General features: G+C 63.2%; 13 protein-coding genes. 7 read left to right on the top strand and 6 right to left on the bottom strand.

Features of this window, described 5'->3' with window-relative positions; all coding sequences use genetic code 11:
* From FO488_RS09450 to FO488_RS09435, 4 genes are all read right to left on the bottom strand, one after another.
* Entirely contained in the window at positions 1–909 is a 909-nt protein-coding gene (locus FO488_RS09450) for a zinc dependent phospholipase C family protein (RefSeq protein WP_149210334.1), read from the bottom strand.
* A gap of 208 nt (positions 910–1,117) precedes the next feature.
* Positions 1,118–1,456, bottom strand: coding sequence for a DUF86 domain-containing protein (locus FO488_RS09445; RefSeq protein WP_149210333.1), 339 nt, complete (start codon positions 1,454–1,456; stop codon positions 1,118–1,120).
* Complete coding sequence (locus FO488_RS09440; protein WP_149210332.1) at positions 1,456–1,740, bottom strand: nucleotidyltransferase family protein; 285 nt, start codon at positions 1,738–1,740, stop codon at positions 1,456–1,458. The genes FO488_RS09445 and FO488_RS09440 overlap by 1 nt, the downstream gene beginning before the upstream one ends.
* 192 nt (positions 1,741–1,932) lie before the next feature.
* Positions 1,933–4,173, bottom strand: a complete 2,241-nt coding sequence (locus FO488_RS09435; RefSeq protein ID WP_149210331.1) for a vitamin B12-dependent ribonucleotide reductase — start codon at positions 4,171–4,173, stop codon at positions 1,933–1,935.
* Positions 4,174–4,405: 232 nt separating this feature from the next.
* On the opposite strand from FO488_RS09435, the gene FO488_RS09430 reads away from it, so the two are divergent.
* From FO488_RS09430 to cydC, 7 genes are all read left to right on the top strand, one after another.
* Positions 4,406–5,623 carry a right-handed parallel beta-helix repeat-containing protein gene (locus FO488_RS09430; protein WP_168205960.1) on the top strand — a complete coding sequence of 406 codons (1,218 nt, stop codon included), beginning with the start codon at positions 4,406–4,408 and terminating at the stop codon, positions 5,621–5,623.
* Positions 5,624–5,637: 14 nt separating this feature from the next.
* The gene (locus FO488_RS09425; RefSeq protein WP_149210329.1) at positions 5,638–6,783 is read left to right on the top strand and encodes an aminotransferase class V-fold PLP-dependent enzyme; all 1,146 of its coding nucleotides are present in this window, start codon (positions 5,638–5,640) and stop codon (positions 6,781–6,783) included.
* A gap of 198 nt (positions 6,784–6,981) precedes the next feature.
* Positions 6,982–8,298, top strand: coding sequence for a PhoH family protein (locus FO488_RS09420; RefSeq protein ID WP_149210328.1), 1,317 nt, complete (start codon positions 6,982–6,984; stop codon positions 8,296–8,298).
* 251 nt (positions 8,299–8,549) lie between these two features.
* A complete protein-coding gene (gene pyrF / locus FO488_RS09415) occupies positions 8,550–9,272 on the top strand; it encodes an orotidine-5'-phosphate decarboxylase (protein WP_149210327.1) in 723 nt (240 codons plus the stop codon).
* On the top strand, positions 9,269–10,012 hold the full coding sequence (rlmB, locus tag FO488_RS09410) for a 23S rRNA (guanosine(2251)-2'-O)-methyltransferase RlmB (protein ID WP_149210326.1): 744 nt from the start codon (positions 9,269–9,271) through the stop codon (positions 10,010–10,012). Before pyrF ends, rlmB begins: the two co-directional genes overlap by 4 nt.
* A 10-nt stretch (positions 10,013–10,022) precedes the next feature.
* Positions 10,023–11,774, top strand: coding sequence for a thiol reductant ABC exporter subunit CydD (gene cydD, locus FO488_RS09405; RefSeq protein WP_205743391.1), 1,752 nt, complete (start codon positions 10,023–10,025; stop codon positions 11,772–11,774).
* Positions 11,771–13,504 (top strand): thiol reductant ABC exporter subunit CydC, encoded by a 1,734-nt coding sequence (gene cydC, locus FO488_RS09400; protein ID WP_149210325.1) that lies wholly within the window; start codon positions 11,771–11,773, stop codon positions 13,502–13,504. The genes cydD and cydC overlap by 4 nt, the downstream gene beginning before the upstream one ends.
* Positions 13,505–13,680: 176 nt before the next feature.
* Here the strand turns inward: cydC and FO488_RS09395 are convergent, their stop codons facing one another.
* Together FO488_RS09395 and FO488_RS09390 are read right to left on the bottom strand one after the other, a co-directional pair.
* Entirely contained in the window at positions 13,681–15,201 is a 1,521-nt protein-coding gene (locus FO488_RS09395; RefSeq protein ID WP_149210324.1) for a B12-binding domain-containing radical SAM protein, read from the bottom strand.
* A gap of 351 nt (positions 15,202–15,552) precedes the next feature.
* Complete coding sequence (locus FO488_RS09390) at positions 15,553–16,743, bottom strand: M23 family metallopeptidase (protein WP_168205959.1); 1,191 nt, start codon at positions 16,741–16,743, stop codon at positions 15,553–15,555.
* Position 16,744: the final 1 nt, after the last annotated feature.

The raw sequence follows: 16,744 nt of genomic DNA, 5'->3' as shown, positions 1-16,744 counted from the left end.
TTACGGCAGACGCCGTTCCATCTCCTGCTGGCCGACGCCGTGGAGGCCGGTCAGCAGGTTTTCTCCCGGCAAAGCGGCGAGGGCGTCTTTCAGGCCTCCTGCGGCGTCAATCCGTTCGAACAGGGCCACGGTACGCCGCACCACCTCCTTTGCCAAGTCGTCGGGTGTTTCGGTTCTCGCTTCGCCCGTAACCGGATGACGCCAGGTGCCGAGCAGTTCGGCGGGATCGTCCCCGGACCGGGTCAGGGGGTAGAACAGGTGGCGGGCATGCCGGAGCAGGGGAACCGGCAGGCAGGCCAGCAGGCGGGTGACCAGCTTCCAGAAGGTGCTGTCGTACATGGCCTGGATGCGGCAGTGGAGGCCCAGGGCCTGTTCCAGCACCCGGCGCGGCAGTTGTCCTTCGGGATCGAACAGCAGGGCGCTGGCCGTGACCAGTTCGGCCCGGACGGCGGGTGTCATGAGGCTGTCCAACCGCTGTGTGGGGAAAACGACGCCCCGGCGGGAAAAATGGCAATCCAGGGCGGTCTCCACCCGGTAGTGGCGGCCCATGTCTCCCACGCCGCTGTGGGCATAGACGAAAGGGTGAAAGACGATATCGGCCTGCATGTGGGAGAGTACCCCCAGCAGACAGGCGGACAACCCCGCCGGAAGTCCCCCAGGGCCGTATGCCTCCTCGGCCCGGATGAGCGGCCCGTAGCTGTTGCCGAGGCTGTCATGGAAACGGTGGGCCAGCCCCAGGGCGGTCGGGCCATGGGGCCCGGCAACCAGGTGTAGCAGCGTGTCGGGCAGGACCGCCCCGGCCAGGTACAGGTCCCGGTTTTCACGGATAAGAGCGGCAAGGCGGCTCGTGTGGTCCAGCCCGGCCAGGGATTGTTCGGCCAGCATCCAGTGGGTCAGTTCCTTGGGCATGGTGTGACGTTCTCTTGGATGTCAAAGGGATATGCCGAGTAGGCGTTCTTTTCTGGTTGAATCGAAAAAAAACATCGTCTTCACAGCCTTTCCTGTTGATCTTTCTTCGTAGATTTTAACCTTGGTCATCTGTAGTCACAAACGCAAACCGGCGCCCGGAATAATCCGCAGCGCCGGTTGTTTTTACCGTTCCGCCAAAGCGGGCGCATCATGCCGACATATCAATTCTTTTCAATTCATCCAGCAAAGTAGGTACATCATCGACGACCGATTGCCACACCGTTGTCAGGTCTACCCCAAAATATTGATGAATCAGCTTGTCCCGAAAGCCGGCAAGATCTTTCCAGGGGATGAAGGGGAAACGTCTCCTGAAACTTTCCGACAGTTTTTTGGTTGCCTCGCCGACAATCTCAAGCTGCCTGATCACGGCATCCTGCACCATGCGGTTGGCAAGAAAAGCGTCGGTATCCATGCCGTCAGTGTACGTGGAAATCTGCTGCAAGGCGTCCTTGATATGGGCAAGGTATACCTGATCGTCCCGTACCATCAGGAAATCACCTTGAGTTCTCGGCGTATACGGTCAATCAGATAGGGGCTGACAGCCTGTTCGGTCAACAGGTCAATCTTGACGCCCAGCAGTTCGGACAGTTCTCGTTCGATGCGAATCATCCCGAGAAGACTTTTTTGCTCCTTGAACCAGACCATAAGATCCAGGTCACTGTCCGCCCGTGCCTCGTTACGGGCGTAGGAACCGAATACGCCAATCTTTTCAGCGCCGTGACGGTGCATGAAGCTGATAATTTTGTCGTCGAACGGCGTAACCTGCGCCATTGGAGCATCCTTCTGATGAAGCATAGTGGTAAGTTGTCGGTATTTTACCCGAATAACCGAAAGTTGCAAGGACGATTACGTGGATCGACAGAAAGCCGTAATGCAAACCGGCGCCCGGAAAATTCCGCAGCGCCGGTTTGTGTCAACAGCCAAGTCCCCCTTTGTCAAAGGGGGACGTACAAGCAAAAACGGTTACGCGCACTCCGAATAGCCGCAGACGCGGCAGACGCAGCAGCCCCCCTCGTGTTCGATGATGCCGCCGCAATCGGGGCAGGCGCCCCGGTCAAGGGTGGCGGTTTCGGCGTTGATGTCGTAGCCGTTGGCCACCATGTGGGCCTGGATAGCCTTGGCCACGGCATCGGCGCAGGAGAGGATGCGGTTGTCGCCGAAGCCCGAGGGGCAGTGGCAGGAAATCCCCAGAAGCTGCTTGATGACCTGGCGGGCCTGGACGCCGCTGCGCCATGCCAGGGACACCATGCGGCCGATGGCCTCGCTCTGGGATGCGGCGCAGCCGCCGGCCTTGCCCATGGTGGTGAAGAGTTCGAACAGGCCGGTGTTGTCCTCGTTGACGGTGACGTAGAGCGGGCCGCAGCCGGTCTGCATCTGGTAGGTCCACCCCTTGAGCGCCTTGGGACGGTCGCGCTTGATGGCCTTCTTCTCGTCTTCCACCGGCGTGGCGGCCACGGCGGCCTGTTGTTCCTCTTTCTTGCCGGTGGAGAGCACCTGCTCGTCGCGGGAACCGTCACGATAGATGGTGACGCCTTTGCAGCCGGTTTCGTAGGCCAGCATGTAGGCCTTTTCCACATCGTCCATGGTGGCCGAATTGGGGAAGTTGACCGTCTTGGAGACCGCGTTGTCGGTGTAGAGCTGGAAGGCGGCCTGCATCTGAATATGGTCTTCGGGGGTGATGTCGTGGGCGGTGACGAATACCCGGCGCACGTCCTCCGGTACCTCGGGAATGTCGTGGACGGTGCCGTGCTCGGCGATCTTCTTCATCAGCGCTTCGGAATAGAAACCACGTTCCTTGGCAATCTGCTCGAACATCGGGTTGACCTCCACCAGCACGTTCTTGTCCATGACGGTACGGATGTAGGAAACGGCAAAGAGCGGCTCCACGCCGGAGGAGGCGTTGGATATGATCGAGATGGTGCCGGTGGGCGCAATGGTGGTGACCGTGGCGTTGCGCATGGGCGTTGCACCCTTTTTGTCGAAGATGGAGCCCGTAAAGTTGGGGAAGGAGCCGCGCTGCTTGCCCAACTCCTGGGATGCCAGATGCCCTTCGTCGTTGATGAACTTCATCACCTTTTTGCCCAGCTTGACCGCCTCTTCGGAGTTGTAGGGAACTGCCAGCATGATCAGCATGTCGGCCCATCCCATGACCCCCAGGCCGATCTTGCGGTTGCCGTGGGTCATGTCGTGGATCTGCTGGAGGGGGTAGTTGTTGGCCTCGATGACGTTGTCCAGGAAGTGGACCGAGTCGTGCACGACGGTTTTCAGCCGTTTCCAGTCAACGGTGCCGTCCTTGACGAATTTTCCCAGGTTGATGGAGCCCAGGTTGCAGGATTCGTAGGGCAGCAGCGGCTGTTCGCCGCAGGGGTTGGTGGATTCGATCTCGCCGATGTGGGGGGTCGGGTTGTCGCGGTTGAGGCGGTCCAGGAAGATGATGCCCGGCTCGCCGTTTTCCCAGGCCTGCACCACGATGCGATGGAAGACCTTGCGGGCGTTCTGACGGCCAAAGACCTTCTGGTCGCGGGGATTGATCAGGTCATACTCCTCGTCCCGCTCCACGGCCTGCATGAATTTCTCGGTCAAACCGACCGAGATGTTGAAGTTGTTGAGCTGCTTCTGGTCGGCCTTGCACATGATGAAATCCATGATGTTGGGGTGATCGACCCGCAGGATGCCCATGTTGGCGCCGCGGCGGGTGCCGCCCTGCTTGATGGTTTCCGTGGCGATGTCGAACACCCGCATGAAGGAGAGCGGGCCGCTGGAGATGCCGGTGGTCGAGCTGACCACGTCGTTGGCCGGGCGCAGGCGCGAGAAGGAAAAACCGGTGCCGCCGCCGGACTTGTGGATCAGGGCGGTGAATTTGACGGCGTCGAAGATTTCTTCCATGGAATCGCCCACCGGCAGGACGAAACAGGCCGAGAGCTGCCCCAGTTGGCGCCCGGCGTTCATCAGGGTGGGGGAGTTGGGAAGGAATTCGAAGTTGGTCATCATGCGGTAAAACGTGTCGGCCAAACCTTTGAGGTCGGCCTTTTTGTCGAACTTTTTATCGGGAGCCGCAATGGTATCGGCGACGCGGTGGAACATGTCCGCCGGCGTCTCCAGCACCTTGCCCTCGGTATCGCGCCGCAAATAGCGCTTTTCGAGGACGGTTGCGGCGTTTTTGGAAAGGTCGGGGATGGCGTCGTGTGAGGGTTCCTTTTTCATGGGCGGTTCTCCTTGTGGCGTGAAAAAATCGAGTTATTTTGAGGAATTGGGGGTAGAATGAATTACTCGCGCAAAACCACAATATTTGGTGGAACGCTCGAAATAAAACCACAACATATATGACAAGTCAATATAATATTTCCGGCCAATCTAACGTGCCGAAAAGAACAAAAAATTTACAGGCGCCCTGCAAATATGGTAGAACCTAGGACATTATCGAATGGAGCACCGTGTGAAGAACCTTGTTTTCAGGTACGTCGGCTTCTGCCTCATAATCCTGTCTCTGGTGGTGTGCCGGAATACCTGTGCCGCGAGTGAAGAAGCCCCGCTCACCAGAAGCGCCATATCTGCCTGGCTCCGGGGTGGCGTCCCCCTCGAGGCGGCCCGCCCGGCGGCATCCCATGCCTTTGACGGCCCCGCTTCATCCCTCCAGAAACGCCCCGATATGCGTTATGATCACGCGACCCTCACCGAAGACGTCACCTGGCGTGGAACCGTGCAGGTCAGCGGGGCTTTGGTGGTTGCCCCCCAGGCCACGCTTCGCATCGAACCGGGGACCACGGTGCGCTTTATCCGTGGCGGCGGACTCCGCAAGGCCCGCCTGATCGTCATGGGCCGTATTCAGAGTGTCGGCACGGCCGAACATCCGATCCTGTTTTCTTCGGACGCCCCCACCCCGGTCAAGGGGGACTGGGGCGGCATCCTGCTGCTGGCGACCGAAAAGCGCAACCAGTTCGAACATACCGCCATCGAAGGCGCGGAAACGGGGCTTGAGGCCCATTTTTCGGCCTTTACCGCCAAGTCGGCGCGCGTCACCCTCTCCAAAACCGGTTTGTCGCTGCGCGACAGCATCGCCACCGTCGAGGCGTCGAGCTTCTCCGCCTGCGAAACAGGCGCCGAGGTTCATGACGCTGAATTCGAACTGCGCGACAGCAGCGTCAGCACGAACCGCCAGGGCATGTCCCTGTCCCGCTCGTCGGTCGTTCTGGCCTCCGCCAGCGTCACGGACAACGGCCAGTTTGGGATGCGGGCCGATGAATGCCGCCTCAGGATAAACTCCAGCACCATCTCCTCCAACGGTGCCGGTGCCATGGTAACGGGAGGGGAGGGGCAGATCTTCATGACGCGCTTCATGCTCAACAAGGGGACGGCCCTGCAGCTCGCCTCCACCCGCATGAAGATCCAGCGGTCTCTTTTCGCCGACAACGACCACGACGCCCTGCGGACCGAGGACGGCCGGGCGACGGTGTGGGGATGCGCTTTCCGCGGCAACGGCGGCTTCAACCTCTACAACGCCGGGCGGGAAGAGATTGCCGCCGTGCAGAATTGGTGGGGCTTTGACGATGAAAAGAGCATTTCCTCAAAAATATTCGATGCTTCACGCGAACCGCGCTCCGGCGCGGTACAGGTATTTCCCTGGCTTTCCAGCCAGCCGCCCATTCTACCGTGAAACATAGCCATCCCATGTCCATCTATCTCGATAACGCGGCAACATCCCATCCCAAGCCGGAATCCGTGTACCAGGCGGTCATGCACGCCATGCGCGAGATCGGCGCATCACCGGGACGCGGGGGCTATGGGCGCTCCCTGGAGGCCGGGCGTCTCTTGCTTCAGGCCCGTGAAGCCATCGCCACCCTGTTCGCCATCCCCGACTCTTCGCGGGTCATCATGACCCACAGCACCACCGAGGCGCTCAATCTGGCGCTGCGCGGCGTCCTCGTCCCGGGCGACCATGTGGTCACCACCTCCATGGAGCACAACTCCCTGATCCGCCCCCTGGCCGCCTTGCGCTCATCCGGGGTGGAGGTGACCGTGGTTCGGGGCGACGCTGCCGGTATGGTGGATCCGGACGATGTCAGGCGCGCCCTGCGCCCCGCTACCTGTATGATCGCGCTGGCCCATATCTCCAACGTGTGCGGCACGATCCAGGCCATCGACCGCATGGGGGCGATCGCCCGGGAGGCCGGCGCGCTGTTCCTGGTGGATGCGGCCCAGTCGGCGGGCAGCGAGCCGATTGACGTGATCAGGACCGGCATCGACCTTCTGGCCGCGCCGGGGCACAAGGGGCTCTACGGCCCCCAGGGAACCGGGTTCCTCTACGTCTCCCCGGCCGTCCAACTGAAACCACTGCTCCAAGGGGGTACCGGCACCAGTTCCACTGCCGAGGAACAACCCCTGACCCTGCCGGACGGCTTCGAGGCGGGCACCCACAACCTGCCCGGCATCGCCGGACTCAAGGCCGGGGTGGAGTTCGTCCTGGAACAGGGCGTTGCCGCCATCGGGAACAAAGAGCGCCAATTGGCCGCAGCAGCCGCAGAGCGTTTGGCCGAACTGCCGCAGGTCACGCTCTACGGCCCGTCCGACCCGGCCCTGCGCGGCGGCGTGCTCTCCTTCACCGTGGCGGGAACCGACCCTGCTGCCCTGGCATTCATGCTGGACCACAATTACGACATCGCCGTGCGCGCCGGGCTGCACTGCGCCCCCCAGGCCCACCGCACCCTGGGCAGCTTCCCCGGCGGCACCCTGCGCATGAGCCCGGGCTGGTTCTCCACGGGCGAAGAGATTGCTATTTTCTGCGATGCCGTTGTAGAATGCTGCTCTGAAAAATAGGAACATACAATTCAGGTAATCTGCCACAGGGCCGCAGAGTCACGGAGAAAAAACTCGAGAAGACGAGGAAGGTCCGATCGACGAATAGATGCATCTCTCCCGATGCCCAGCCGGTGAATCAATCTCTTCGACCCCTCCGTGACTCTGTGGCAAAATTATGCAGGTTTGGTCGTTATCCTCCCGACAGAAAGGCCTTCCGTGAAAAACTTCATCCTCGACACCAACGTTCTGTTGCATGATCCCCAATCCCTGTTCAAATTTCAGGACAACAACATCATCATCCCCATAACCGTTATCGAAGAGGTTGACCGCTTCAAGAAGGACATGAACGAAACCGGGCGCAATGCCCGCCAGATCTCGCGCATCCTCGACACCATGCGGGAAAAGGGCTCGCTGGCGGCCGGCGTTACGCTCCCGGGCCAGGGTACCCTGCGGGTCGAACTGTTCAGCGAAAGCTACCTCAAACGGTTGCCGGTGGATTTGCGGGTGGACAGCGGCGACAACCGCATCCTGGCGGTTGCCCTGGATATGCGCGACCGCTTTCCCGACACCGAGCTCATCTTCGTCACCAAGGACACCAACCTGCGCATCAAGGCCGATGCCATCGGCCTGGCCGCCGAGGATTACGAATCGGACAAGATCGACATTCAGGATCTCTATTCCGGGACCCGCAGCATCGAAATGGCCCCCGACGCCGTGGACCGGTTCTACGGCCAGAACTGGCTGGAGGCGCCGGAAGGGCTCGCTCCCAACGAATTCATCACCATCACGGACAGCACCAATCCCTCTCATAGCGCCATCTGCCGCTACGACGCGGACAGCGGGCACATCGTCCCGGTACGCAAGGTCCCCAAGGAGGGGATCTGGAGCATCTTCGCCCGCAACCGGGAACAGTCCTTTGCCCTGGACGTGCTGATGGACGATTCCATCAAGCTGGTGACCCTGGTGGGCAAGGCGGGCACCGGCAAGACGCTTCTGGCCATCGCCGCTGGCCTGCACAAGACCGCGGAGGAGAACGTCTACAACCGCCTGCTGGTCTCCCGCCCCGTATTCCCCATGGGCAAGGACCTGGGATTCCTGCCGGGCGACATCGAGGAAAAGCTGACCCCCTGGATGCAGCCGATCTTCGACAACGTGGAACTGCTCATCTCGGGCCACGAGTCGGAGAAGCGCCACAGCAAGGGGTACAAGGAGCTGATGGCCATGGGGCTTCTGGACATCGAACCCCTGACCTACATTCGCGGCCGTTCCATCCCCAACCAGTACCTGATCGTGGACGAGGCCCAGAACCTGACTCCCCATGAGATCAAGACCATCGTCACCCGGGTGGGGGAGGGGACCAAGATCATCCTGACCGGCGACCCCTACCAGATCGACAACCCCTACGTGGATTCGTCCAGCAACGGCCTGAGCTTTCTGGTGGAGCGGTTCAAGGGGGAGAAGATCGCCGCCCACGTGACCCTGACCAAGGGGGAACGTTCGGAACTGGCGGAACTGGCGGCAAACCTGCTGTAGAAAAATACCGTCAAAAACTATCTCTCACAAAGCTCACAGAGGCACGGAGAGAATCATAAAAGCCAACAAACACAAAGATTTGCTGGGAAAAACAAAAAAACTTTGGATAAAACAATCAACCACACGTCGTTGAGTTTGTCTGCCTTGCTCCTGATGTTCTTTGTGCCTCTGTGAGCTTGAGCGAACGTGAGTCGAGCGAGTGAGAGAATCGATCTGTCTGTACCTACTGTGGCAGATTGAGAAAGGTAATTATGTTATCTGAACAAGCACGCGATAAAATCATCTTTGCCCTGGATGTGCACGGCCTGGCCGACATCGATCGCTGGGCGGCGCACCTGGCCGGCCACGTGGGGATGTTCAAGGTCGGCAAGGAACTGTTCACCTCCTGCGGCCCCGAGGCGGTGCGGACCGTGCAGCGTCGCGGCGGCCGGGTCTTTCTCGACCTCAAGTACCACGATATCCCCAACACCGTGGCCAGGGCCATGGTCGAGGCGGCCCGGCTCGGGGTGCAGTTGGCCAACCTGCACGCCCTGGGGGGCGAGGAGATGATGGCGACGGCCGCCGCCGCGGTGCGCACGGAGTTCGGCGACGAACGGCCCCGCCTGTTGGCCGTGACCGTCCTGACTTCGTCCACGGCGGAAACCCTGCGCGGGGTGGGGATCGAGCGGCCTGTAGAGGAGATGGTCGTCCGCCTGGCCCGCCTGGCCAAGGATGCCGGCATGGACGGCGTGGTCGCCTCCCCCTTGGAGATAGAGCCGATCCGCGCGGCCTGTGGCCCGGATTTCCTGATCGTCACCCCCGGCGTCCGCCCCTCGTTCGCCTCCCTGGACGACCAGAAACGCGTCATGACCCCGGCCGAGGCGGTCGCCTCCGGGGCCGATTACCTGGTGATCGGCCGCCCCATCGCCAAGGCGTCCGACCCGGTGGCCGCTGCTCGCCTGATCGTGGACGAGATCGCGGAGGGGTGCCCATGAAAGGGGAATTGGTTTTCGGCGTCAATCCGGTTCGGGAAGCGCTGCGCGGTGTGCGTGGGGCTTTCGAGTTGTACGTCCAGTCCTCCGCCACCGACCATCGTCTGGAGAAGATTCTCAAGCTGGCCGAGGAACGGGGCGTCCCGATCCGCCGGCGCGAGCGCGACGATCTGACCAAGCTGTGTGCCTCCAGCCATCACCAGGGGGTGGCGCTCATGGTGGAACCCTTCAGCTATGCCGACCTGGATGACCTCGTGGCCCGCATCGACGAGGCGGGCCAGGGTGGCTTTCTATTGGTGCTGGACGGCATCCAGGACCCCCACAACCTGGGGGCGCTGATCCGCACCGCGGCCTGCGCCGGCTGTGACGGCGTCATCATCCCCAAGGACCGCGCCGCGGGCGTGACCCCCACCGTGGAAAAGGCCTCGGCCGGCGCGGTGGAGACCATCCCGGTGGCCCTGGTGACCAACGTGGCCCAAACCCTCCAACTGCTCAAGGATGGCGGCTACTGGATCTACGGCCTGGCCGGCGAGGCGGGACAATCGCTCTACGACGTGGACTTTTCCGGCAAGGTCGTCCTCCTGGTGGGCAACGAAGGCGAAGGAATCCGTCCCCTGGTGCGCAAACAGTGCGACGTGGTCCTGTCGATCCCGCTCTATGGCGGCGTATCCTCCCTGAACGCCTCGGTGGCCGGCGGCATCGCCCTGTTCGAGGCGGCGCGCCGGCGCGGCGTCCCGGCGTAGCCCGACTCCCGTGAGCGTGGACACCCCGGAAATACCGACTCCCGAACAGCGCCTCAAGTTCCTCAAAAATCGTGTAAAACCGACCCTATTCCTGGCCGTGGGGCTGGGCGTGGCGGGCGGCTTCGTGCTGATCGCCCAGGCCCTGATCGTGGCCCAACTGGTACAGCGGGTCATGATCGACGGCGCCGGGTTCCGGGAGGTACTGCCGCAGCTATCGTGGCTGCCGCCCCTTATGATGGCGCGGGCCGCTCTTTCCTGGGCCTCGGAGCGGGTCGCCTTTGCCGCTTCGGCCGCCATCCGCCACGAGGTGCGCAACGATCTCTTCCGGCGCTTGCTGGATGCCGGGCCCCTGCGGCTCAAGGGAGACCGGGCCGGCGAGGTGGCCACGGTGATCGTGGACGGGGTGGAGGCGCTGGACGGGTACTACAGCCGTTACCTGCCCCATCTGGCCGTGATGGCCCTGGTGCCGCTCGCCATCCTGGCGGCGGTCGCCCCGGCCGACTGGATTTCGGCCGGCATCATGCTGTTCACCGCCCCCTTTATCCCTTTTTTCTCCATTCTCATCGGCCGGGGCGCCGAGCGCCTCAACCAGCGCCAGTGGCAAACCCTGGCCCGCCTGGGGGGGTATTTCCTCGACCGGGTGAACGGCCTGGCCACCCTGCGCATGTTCAACGCCTCCCGGCGTGAAGCGGAGTTGATCGCCCGCATCTCGGACGACTACCGCCGGGCCACCATGTCGGTGCTCTACGTCGCCTTCCTCTCGGCCCTGGTCCTGGAGTTTTTCGCCACGGTCAGCGTGGCCTTGATGGCGGTGGTCATCGGCTTTCGGCTCATGAAGGGGGGCATGGCTTTCCAGGACGGTTTCACCGTCCTGCTTCTGGCGCCCGAATTCTACCTGCCGCTGCGGCTGATGGGGACGTACTACCATGCCCGCATGGAGGCCATCGGCGCCGCCGAGCGCATCTTCAGCCTGCTGGATACCCCGGCCGCCCCCCGCCCTGCGTCGCCCCGCCCGCTGCCCGCCGCATCCTCCCTCAGGATTTCCTTCGAGGATATCAGTTTCCGCTATACACCCGATACCGCCCCGGTCATCGATGGGGTCACGCTCACCCTGGCGCCGGGGGAACGGGTCGCCCTCGTGGGGCCGAGCGGCGCGGGGAAAAGCACCCTGGCGGCGCTGCTTCTGGGCTTTGCCCTGCCGGAACGGGGGCGGGTGCTGGTGAACGGCGCGGACCTGGCGCAGTGCGATCCCGAAGAATGGCGGCGCCTGGTGGCCTGGGTTCCCCAACGGCCGCATCTCTTTCACGGCACCGTGGGCGACAACATCCGCCTGGGGCGTCGGGACGCCACCGCCGCCGAGGTGGCCCGGGCCGCCGCCCTGGCCCGTTGCGAAGAGTTCATCGCCCGTCTCCCCCAAGGGGTGGATACGGTCATCGGCGAACAGGGGGCAGGGCTGTCCGGCGGCCAGGCGCGGCGCATCGCCCTGGCGCGGGTGTTCCTCAAGGACGCGCCCCTGATCGTCACCGATGAACCGACCGCCGGGCTGGACGCCCATTCGGAGGCACTGGTCCGCGAGGCGCTCAAGGAACTGGCCCGGGGCCGGACCGTGCTCGCCATCGCCCATCGCCTGGCTGCCCTGGAGGATGCCGACCGGATCGTGGTCATGAACCGGGGGAGGATTGTGGAACAGGGGAGCCGTGACGATCTGAGCCGGGCCGGCGGGCTGTTCGCCCGCATGACCGCCGCGGGGGAGGAAGCATGAGGGACCTCCTGCGCCTCTTGAAACTGGCGTGGCCCTATCGCGCCTGGCTCCTGGCCGCCCTTGGGCTTTCGCTGGCGACGCTTTTGGCCAACGTGGGGCTTTTGGCCCTCTCGGGGTGGTTCATCGCCGCCATGGCCCTGGCCGGGATCGGCGGCATCCCCATCAACTACCACTATCCCGCGGCCGGCATCCGCGCCCTGGCCATACTGCGCACCCTGGGGCGCTACGCCGAGCGGGTGGTGGGGCACCAGGCCTCCCTGCGGCTTTTGGCGGGGCTCAGGGTCTGGATCTACCGGCGCATGGAGCCGCTGGCCCCGGCCCGGCTGGAGGGGTACGCCAGCGGCGACCTCCTGAGCCGCATCCGGGCCGACATCGACAGCCTGGACACCTTTTACCTGCGGCTTTTGGCGCCGGTGCTGACCGCCCTGGGCGGCTGCCTGGCGTTGGTCCTGTTCCTGTGGTGGTTCAGCGGCGCCGTGGCCCTGGCGACCGCGGGGCTCTTGGCGCTGTCCGGCGTGTTCCTTCCCCTGGCGGTCTACCTTGCGGGCCGCACGCCGGGGGCACGGGCGACCCGGACGGCGTCCGAGCTGCGCACCGCCGTGGTGGACGGCCTGCGGGGGATGGAGGAACTTCTGGCCTGCGGTGGGGCAGAACGGCAAAAGGAGCGGGTGGAGGAACTGAACCGGCGTCTGCTGGCCGATCAGGCCCGTCTGGCCGGGCTGGCGGGTATCTCCGCCGGCGGGGTGGGGCTCTGCTCCGGCCTGGCCCTCTGGCTGGCGCTGGTGATTTCCATCCCCCTGGTGCGCGCCGGGGCTTTGAGCGGGCCGCAGATGGTCATGCTGGCACTCTTCTGTCAGGCCGCTTTCGAGGCGGTCCTGCCGTTGCCCCCCGCGTTCCGGCTCCTGGGGCAGACCCTGGCGGCGGCACGGCGCATCTTCACCCTGGCGGACGGGACCCCGGCGGTCAGGGAACCCCGCGAACCGGCACCGCTGCCTGCGACGGCCCATATCAGCCTGCGGGGGGTGGGGTTCTGCTACGACGACGGGGCCGCGGCCCTGGCGGGGATCGATCTTGACCTGGCGCCGGGCCGCAAGGTGGCCCTGGTGGGGGCCAGCGGTGCCGGCAAGAGCACCCTGCTGGCCCTGCTGCTCCGTTTCCGGGAGTACGACAGCGGCTCCATAACCCTGGCCGGGCGTGAGATCAGGGAGTATGGCGGCGAGGATGTACGGCGGCTTATGGCGGTGGCCGGCCAGCAACCGTTTTTGTTCAACGCGACCCTGCGGGAAAACCTGTTGATCGCCCGACCCGGGGCCGGGGAGGACATGCTGGTCGCGGCGGCCCGTATGGCAGGGATTCACGACGAGATCGCCACCTTTGCAGAGGGATACGACACGCCGGCCGGCGAGGGAGGGGTAAAACTCTCCGGCGGCCAGGTGCGCCGCCTGGCCATTGCCCGGGCCATCCTCAAGGATAGCCCGATCTTGCTCCTGGACGAACCGACGGAAGGGGTCGATGCCTCGGCGGCCCGTTCGCTGCTGGAGCGGCTGTTCCGTTATGCCGAGCGGCGGGCGCTCCTGGTGATCACCCACAGCCGGATCGGGCTGGAGGCCATGGACGAGGTGCTGCTCTTGGACGAAGGGCGCATCGTCGAGCGGGGCAGCCATACCGAACTACTGGCGCGCAGCCGGCGTTACCGTGACATGTGGGAAATGGACGGCGGCATGGCGTAAGAACAATTTTCTCACCCGCTCGCTATTGTTCGCTCAAGCGCACAAAGGCACGGAGAACACCCCCCCAAAAATACTTGTAATGGTAAACAAAAATCCTGTTATTTTAAGGTGTTACCTTTTTAGGTTGCCTTTGTGCCTTTGTGAGCTTTGGGTGGGATAGCCTTTGGCATTATTTTTCAGGTAGGGCCGACGCCCCTGGCGTCGAACATGCCGCTCCAGTCGATTTTTTCGGTGATCTTCCGGAAATGGTAGCCATAGATGGCAAAGGTGATGGCGAGGGGAAGCAGGCCCGGCCGCCTGACGACGGACCAGAAAAAAAGTTTCCAGAACTGGAGCCGCTCTTTGCCGATCACCCCCAGCATGACGATGGCCTTGAAGAATGCGCCGCAATAGCCGGACTTCACATGGAAACTCCCCCGCTTGAGAGGCCGATACTCGCGGAGAAAGCCGATCACCCGCCCGTAGTAGTTCTTCGGGGCATAGATGCTGGTCAGGATGTTCCGGTATCCCGCAACCAGGGTTTCCATCTTCATGCGGGGGATAAAGTTGAGGGCAACGGCCGTGTTGTTGCCCGAGGTATCTCCCAAGAGCCGCCCCTCTTTGAAAAGCCGCCGGTGCAGCCTGGTGCCGCGCAACGCGGTGAGCATTCCCACCATGGCCGTGGCGATGCCGCTCTCCTGGATGAAGCGGATCTGGCGCTCGAAGATCGACGGCTGATCGCTGTCGAACCCCACGATAAACCCACCCTGAACCTGTAGCCCCGCCTGCTGGATCTTCCTGACGCACGCCAGGAGGTCGCGGTTCTTGTTCTGCACCTTGCCGGTTTCGTTCAAGCATTCCTCGCTCGGCGTCTCGATGCCGATGAACACCTCCTCGAAGCCGGTCTTCACCATGAGGTCCATCAACTCCGGGTCGTCCGCCAGGTCGATGGAGGCCTCGGTGAAAAAGGTGAATGGATACCTGTGCTGCTCCATCCACGCGAGCATGGCCGGCAGGGTCTCCCGTTTCAGCTTGCGCTTGTCGCCGATGAAGTTGTCGTCCACCAGGAAGATGCCGTTGCGCCATCCCCAGGCGTACAGGGCGTCCAGTTCCGCGGTCAGTTGGGCCGTGCCCTTGGTGCGCGGCCGGCGGCCGAACAGTTGGGTGATATCGCAGAATTCGCAGTCGAAGGGGCACCCCCGGGAATACTGGATGTTCATGGCGGCGTAGTGGGCCGGGTCGATGAGGTTCCAGAGCGGGATCGGCGTTTCCCCCACGTCGGCCCAACGGTCGGCGGCATAGCTGTGCTGCGCCCGGCCGCGCTCCAGGTCGCGGAGGAAACGGGGCAGGGTCACCTCGGCCTCGCCCAGCACCAGGTGATCCGCCCCGTCGAATTCGGCCGGGGCGGCGGTGAAGAGCGGCCCGCCCACCACGGTTTTGATCCCCAAGCGGCGGCAGCGGGCCAGGATGTCGTCCACCGAGCGTCGCTGCACCGTCATGGCGCTGATGAAGACATAATCGGCCCAGCGGAGTTGCCGGTCGGAAAGGGGCTGCACGTTCAGGTCCACGAGGCGCTTGTCCCAGACGGGGGGGAGCATGGCGGCCACGGTCAAGAGGCCCAGGGGCGGGAAAGCGGCCTTTTTGCCGATGAATTTGAGGGCGTGGCGGAAACTCCAGAAGGTGTCGGGGTAGCGGGGGTATACGAGCAGGATGTTCATGGGAAAAGTCCTTGCGGCGGTCCAGAGGAGGGGGTTGCGGGGGGAAGGTTCACCTTTGAAAGAGGATACCGCAGTTATGGCAGGTGCAATGTAAATCTATTGTAATAATTCCGGAACTGGCGTGTGCCGTGGCTGTGTTTGCGGAAGGGCAGCAGAGGGGGCTGGATGCCGTCGTAGGCCACCGGGATGGCCCAGTATCCTGCCGGCTGTGTCAAAATGACGCAAACAGGGGCGCTCGAGCGGATTCTAAGTGCAGTTTTTCATTTGATAACAGGAAACCCGGCACCAGTTTTTCCGTATCAACCAATCGTCTCCAAGGTCGTTCCCCGCCACATCGGCGTCAGGCAGCACTCAGTTTCCCTCGCTCTTCCGCACCGCCGGTTGCGTTCCGCGTTTATTCTGCTTTTTCGCCTCGGCAGTCCTGTCCCCCGATAGCCATTGGCTCCGGGTGAGCACCCTGCACCCGTCGGAGTCTGCGGCGCAGAATTCCAGGGGGAACGAGACGAGGTCATAACCCGGATTTTGCCCATTTGCCGTGAGGGCGGCATTGAGCCGTGGTTCCGGATGCCAGACGGCCAGTTGCAGGTACGCCTCACTCGGATTGTCCGCCGCACCGGGCATACCGATGGCGTCGCCGGCGGCAACGCTCTTCCCCGCCGTCACACCCTCGCCGATTCTGCCGAGATGGCTGTAGGACGCAATCGTCCCATCGTCGTGAAGTATGTCGATCTTGTCGTCGTTTTTGCCGATCTGGACCACCGTGCCCTTGCGTGCGGCAAGCACGGGGGTGCCGGCGGGGAGAGAAAAGGCGACGGCATAACGGGTATAGGGGGTGGAACCGGCAGGATCGCTCACGCCGGCGAACGCCCGCACCTTGTCGCTAAAGGGGAAGCGGTAGCGTTCGGGGCATTGGTGGCGCGCGGTGTGATCGCCGATGCTCCACAAACAGGTGTACCCGAACCGGTAGGCTTCATTCTTCAATCTGGCCGAAACGTGTACCAGAACCTGATCCGTATGGGGCGGTATGACCGCGATAACCGGAAGGGGTTTGTCCGTTGTCATGTTTCTGGATGTCTGGTCGCTGCCGATGGTGACGGACACCGGGGCGTCGCCGTGATTGGAAGCGAATATGTCGTAGGCATCACGAACCGAACCCACGGGCAGGTACGACGGCGTAGTTATCCTCTTCTCGTTCACGGAGAAGTCGTAGCCCTTTTTTACCCTGTTCCCGGCCGCATTTGGGTCGGGCGCCTTGCCCGGTGAGGGGGATGGCGGAGATGGCTTGGCCGCCGCGGCGCCGGAACCCGGCGCTTCAAGGGATTCCGGCGGTACCGGCTTTACGGCCTTGGGTGCGTCCCCGAAGCTCGCCACCGGCCCGCTGACCGCGACATGGTCCCCGGACGGATACCTGCCGTCCTGTCGGTTGTAATCCCATGGCCACGGGCTTTTCTGCTGCTGCGAACCGCCCGCGCAGCCGAACATGACGACACTCACCGCCAGAAACGGGAGCCACCAGCCGTATTTCATTGCGCAATCCGCCATT

Source organism: Geobacter sp. FeAm09 (genome assembly GCF_008330225.1).
In the GTDB taxonomy this organism is placed as follows: Bacteria; Desulfobacterota; Desulfuromonadia; order Geobacterales; family Pseudopelobacteraceae; genus Oryzomonas.
Note: the sequence above shows the minus strand (reverse complement) of the source record. Positions and strands in the feature narration are given on the sequence as shown.

Coding starts and splice junctions, on each gene's coding strand:
- FO488_RS09450 (WP_149210334.1), bottom strand. CDS start 909: ATGCCCAAGGAACTGACCCACTGGATGCTGGCCGAACAATCCCTGGCC.
- FO488_RS09445 (WP_149210333.1), bottom strand. CDS start 1,456: ATGGTACGGGACGATCAGGTATACCTTGCCCATATCAAGGACGCCTTG.
- FO488_RS09440 (WP_149210332.1), bottom strand. CDS start 1,740: ATGGCGCAGGTTACGCCGTTCGACGACAAAATTATCAGCTTCATGCAC.
- FO488_RS09435 (WP_149210331.1), bottom strand. CDS start 4,173: ATGAAAAAGGAACCCTCACACGACGCCATCCCCGACCTTTCCAAAAAC.
- FO488_RS09425 (WP_149210329.1), top strand. CDS start 5,638: ATGTCCATCTATCTCGATAACGCGGCAACATCCCATCCCAAGCCGGAA.
- pyrF (WP_149210327.1), top strand. CDS start 8,550: ATGTTATCTGAACAAGCACGCGATAAAATCATCTTTGCCCTGGATGTG.
- rlmB (WP_149210326.1), top strand. CDS start 9,269: ATGAAAGGGGAATTGGTTTTCGGCGTCAATCCGGTTCGGGAAGCGCTG.
- cydC (WP_149210325.1), top strand. CDS start 11,771: ATGAGGGACCTCCTGCGCCTCTTGAAACTGGCGTGGCCCTATCGCGCC.
- FO488_RS09395 (WP_149210324.1), bottom strand. CDS start 15,201: ATGAACATCCTGCTCGTATACCCCCGCTACCCCGACACCTTCTGGAGT.
- FO488_RS09390 (WP_168205959.1), bottom strand. CDS start 16,743: ATGGCGGATTGCGCAATGAAATACGGCTGGTGGCTCCCGTTTCTGGCG.